Origin of the sequence: uncultured Sphingomonas sp., from assembly GCF_946477935.1 — a bacterium.
In the GTDB taxonomy this organism is placed as follows: Bacteria; Pseudomonadota; Alphaproteobacteria; order Sphingomonadales; family Sphingomonadaceae; genus Sphingomonas.
Genome location: NZ_CAMLAC010000335.1, coordinates 1 through 2,795, shown reverse-complemented (window position 1 = coordinate 2,795; position 2,795 = coordinate 1). Strand labels below are relative to the sequence as shown.

Genomic DNA, 2,795 nt, shown 5'->3' with positions numbered 1-2,795 from the left:
ACCTGCAACCGCGCCGCATGGCTCGTACCCGCCGGCAGCGGCAGCGCTGCCGGCGGGTACGAGCCATGCGGCGCGGTTGCAGGTGCTGCTGGCGGCGGTGACGGGACTGTCGGTGGTGCACGCGCTGGTGCCGCCGCATCCGGGGCCGTTGCTGGCGGTGGAGGTGCTGGGGGCCGATCTGGGGCGGACGATGCTGTATGGTCTGGCCGTCGCGGTGCCGACAGGGATCGTCGCAGGGCCGCTGTTGGCGCGGATCACCGCGCGCGGGCTGGCGCCGGGGGGGCCGGCGCTGGGGGCAGCGGCGTCCGGCGTCGTGCCGCCGGCCGTGTGGCGGACGATCGTGGTGGTGCTGCTGCCGGTGCTGTTGATCGCGGGCGGGCAGGTGGAGGCGCTGATGCCGCCGGCTGTCGCGCCGGGGTTTGCGTGGCTTTCGGTGGCGAGCAATCCGATCCTGGCGCTGCTGATCGCGAGTCTGGCGGCGCTGCCGCTGCTGTTCGGGCGGGGGGCGCTGCGGGCGCCGGTGCAGGGGGCGATCTGGACGGAGGCGATGGCGCCAGCCGGTGCGATCCTGTTGTCGATCGGCGCCGGGGGCGCGCTGAAGCAGGTGCTGGTGACGATGGGGCTGGCCGACCTGCTGGTGCGGGCGTCGGAGGGCAGCATGATCTCGCCGCTGGTGCTGGCATGGGGGATCGCGGTGTGCATCCGGCTGGCGACGGGATCCGCGACGGTGGCCACGATCACGACCGCGGGGATGATGCCGGCGGTGGTGGCGGCGACCGGCGTGTCGCCGGAATGGACGGTGCTGGCGATCGGCGCGGGATCGGTGTTCTTCAGCCATGTCAACGATCCGGGCTTCTGGCTGGTCAAGGGCTATCTGGGGACGACCACGGCGGGCACGTTCCGCACCTGGTCGATGCTGGAGACGGCGATATCGGTATTGGGATTGCTGTTGGTGCTGGTCGGCAGCCGGCTATTCTGACGCTGGCGGGAGGGCAAGGGGCATGACGCAGGACAGGCTGGCGGACCGCGCCTATACCGGCATCGTCGAGTTGATCGACGCCGACGACCTGTCGGTCGGCGACCGGCTGCCATCCGAGGCGAGCCTGGCCGAGCGGTTCGGCATGTCGCGCACCATCGTGCGCGAGGCGCTGGCCCGGCTGGCGTCGGACGGGATCACCGAGGCACGGCGCGGGGCGGGGTCGTTCGTGAAGAGCCGGCCGTCGGACCGGATGCTCGCCTATATGCCGACGCAGGGGCTGTCGGCGACGCTGGGCACCTATGAGGTGCGCTTCGTGCTGGAAGCGGAGGCGGCACGGCTGGCGGCGTCGCGGCGATCGGGCAGCGACATGGCGGTGATCGACACGGCGCTGGCGGCACTACGCACCGCGCTGCTGTCGAGCGCGCCGGCGCATGACGAGGATATGGCCCTGCACCGGGCGATCGTGCTGGCGACCGCCAACCCGGCCTTTCTGGCGACGTTCGACGCGCTGTTCCCGGATGTGGAGCGGGTGATGCGCGCCGGGGTCGACATCTCGCGCTCGCGCCCGCCCGAGGTGATCGGCGCGATGATGCGCGAGCATGAGATGATCGTCGATGCGATCCGCGCGCAGGATGGCGATGCCGCGGCGCTGGCGATGCGCTGGCATCTGTCGGAGGGGCGGAAGCGGCTGATGCCTTGAGGTTTGGGGTGCCAAGCGGTGTTGCGCTGCCTGGCGGCCCCTCACCCTCCCACTGCCCTTAGGCAGCGGGCCCCCTCTCCCCGGAGGGGAGAGGGAATTCAGTTATATTGCGGTTCGGGCCTGTGCGGCGTTGTGGCCGCCATTGCGGTAGAGGACCTCCTGCAGGTCGCTTTCGGCGAGGCCCGTGTTGGACACCGTCACCAGCACGCCGCCCGTCTTCAGCCGGTCGCCATAATAACCGGCATCTTCCTTGCTGACGCCGTGCTTCGTCAGCGTTTCGTTGAGCGTGCCGCCGAGCGCGCCGGCGATGGCGCCGATGCCGATCGCCTCCGGAACGGCCGAGGCGGCGATGGCGCCGGCGGCTGCGAGCGGGCCGACGCCGGGGATGGCGAGCGCGGCGACGCCGAGGCCCGCGCCGAGCGCGCCACCGCCCAGGATGCCGCGGATGACGTTGCGATGATGTTCGTCGGTAATCTCGCCATCGCCCGAACGTGCCGTCGTGGTGCCGTCATGATGCGCGATCACCGACAGGTCCGCATCGCGCACGCCAAGCGTGCGAAGATCCGATACGGCGCGTTCGGCTTCGCCATGGGTGTCGAAAAGGGCTGATGCCTGGGTCATATCCTGCGTCCTTCCGTTGGGCTTTTGCTGACCGCAAAGCCTTCTAACGGAACGACAAACCTGCGCCGGGGGCGGGAAGTTCCAGCCATGCCATCGCGGCATCGCACAGGCGCTCGGGCGGGAGGCTGGAGTCGAGCGTCATCACGGGTTCGCCCGGATGGGGGCGCTCCAGCGTCTCCAACTGGCTGTCGAGCAGGCTGGCGGGCATGTAATGGCCCGGTCGGTTCGCCAGGCGATGAAGCAACACGTCACGGTCATTGTCGAGCAGGACGAAGCGGGTCGCCCCACCCGCCGCTGCGGCAAGGCGTTCGCGATAGGCGGCTTTCAGCGCCGAACAGGCCGCAACGGCGCGGCCATGGTCGCGCGCGGCATCGCCCAGCGCCCGGCCGAGCCGGTCCAGCCAGGGCCAGCGATCGGCATCGTCGAGCGGCTGGCCCCCACGCATTTTTGCGACGGCAGCGGCATCGTGGAAATCGTCTCCCTCCAGGAACGGGC

Annotated in this window: 4 protein-coding genes; 2 read left to right on the top strand and 2 right to left on the bottom strand. The window is 70.6% G+C overall.

The features are described from left to right. Together Q0U08_RS19505 and Q0U08_RS19500 are read left to right on the top strand one after the other, a co-directional pair. A partial coding sequence (locus Q0U08_RS19505; RefSeq protein WP_298093439.1) for a gluconate permease occupies positions 1–979 on the top strand: 979 nt, incomplete at its 5' end. A gap of 22 nt (positions 980–1,001) precedes the next feature. Beyond that, positions 1,002–1,679 carry a FadR/GntR family transcriptional regulator gene (locus Q0U08_RS19500; protein ID WP_298093438.1) on the top strand — a complete coding sequence of 226 codons (678 nt, stop codon included), beginning with the start codon at positions 1,002–1,004 and terminating at the stop codon, positions 1,677–1,679. A 102-nt stretch (positions 1,680–1,781) separates the two neighbouring features. Here Q0U08_RS19500 and Q0U08_RS19495 read toward each other — a convergent pair whose 3' ends face one another. Continuing rightward, positions 1,782–2,300, bottom strand: coding sequence for a hypothetical protein (locus Q0U08_RS19495; RefSeq protein ID WP_298093437.1), 519 nt, complete (start codon positions 2,298–2,300; stop codon positions 1,782–1,784). A gap of 43 nt (positions 2,301–2,343) precedes the next feature. After that, a partial coding sequence (locus Q0U08_RS19490; protein WP_298093436.1) for a gluconokinase, GntK/IdnK-type occupies positions 2,344–2,795 on the bottom strand: 452 nt, incomplete at its 5' end.

What these genes read in the sequence shown, in the direction of transcription:
- Q0U08_RS19495 (WP_298093437.1), bottom strand. Translation starts at nt 2,300, where the DNA reads ATGACCCAGGCATCAGCCCTTTTCGACACCCATGGCGAAGCCGAACGC.
- Q0U08_RS19500 (WP_298093438.1), top strand. Translation starts at nt 1,002, where the DNA reads ATGACGCAGGACAGGCTGGCGGACCGCGCCTATACCGGCATCGTCGAG.